Here is a 696-nt window from a genome sequence, read left to right as displayed (position 1 = left end):
CAGCGGGAGCAAGCTCCCTCGCCACAGGGGTTGGTGGTGTTACGGTTAGCGCGGGTCGACGTTATCCAGCACACGGCTGGCCAGCAGTGAACTCAGTTCGATCAATTGCTGGATGCCGAGGGCGATGTGGCGGCGGGGGCCTTCCAGGTCGAAGGCCAGATTGCTGATCATTGCGTCGGCGGATGCCAGGTTTTCGCTGAGATGGGCGGGCAGGGCTATTGGCCGTCACAGGATAAACACAAAAAAGGCGACCAAGGTCGCCCAGTTCTCACTCTGTCGTGGTCTTACGCACTGGCAGAAAGCTTGGTCTGACGCGAACCAGCGAGCGCACCCTCTGGCTCATCGGACGAACCACGACGGATGCGGTCGAGCATCCGCAGATCCATCGAGCTAGTGACACGAGCTTTGCGCAAGCCGCGCACGTACAAGCAGCCAAAGGTGTCTTGCCCTTTGTGCTTGCCGGCCTTACCGCTTTGGGTTGCTTTCAATTTGCTCATTTTTTGATCACCTCTGAAATGAGGTTATTACTCATCAAGAGTCAACACAAGGGCGCCGGCCAGGGTTTCGCTGAGGTTGGCGAGCAGGGACTCGTTGTTGATGTTTTTTACGACGGTGGAGAGCAGGGTGACAGCTATGCGCGGGTTAGTAGACCGGTGACATACCCAAACCGGCGCGCCCGAAGGCGCCATGCGCACA

Annotated in this window: 1 protein-coding gene and 1 pseudogene; both read right to left on the bottom strand. The window is 58.2% G+C overall.

Features of this window, described 5'->3' with window-relative positions:
- Positions 1-45 precede the first annotated feature (45 nt).
- Positions 46-213, bottom strand: a pseudogene (locus HU811_RS27560) (DUF6124 family protein); the annotation flags it as partial.
- A gap of 71 nt (positions 214-284) precedes the next feature.
- Positions 285-497, bottom strand: a complete 213-nt coding sequence (locus HU811_RS27105) for a hypothetical protein (RefSeq protein WP_003187072.1) — start codon at positions 495-497, stop codon at positions 285-287.
- Positions 498-696: the final 199 nt, after the last annotated feature.

The organism is Pseudomonas tehranensis, from assembly GCF_014268615.1.
In the GTDB taxonomy this organism is placed as follows: Bacteria; Pseudomonadota; Gammaproteobacteria; order Pseudomonadales; family Pseudomonadaceae; genus Aquipseudomonas; species Aquipseudomonas tehranensis.
The sequence above is the reverse complement of the archived record's forward strand: the minus strand, read 5'-3'. Positions and strand labels throughout refer to the sequence as shown.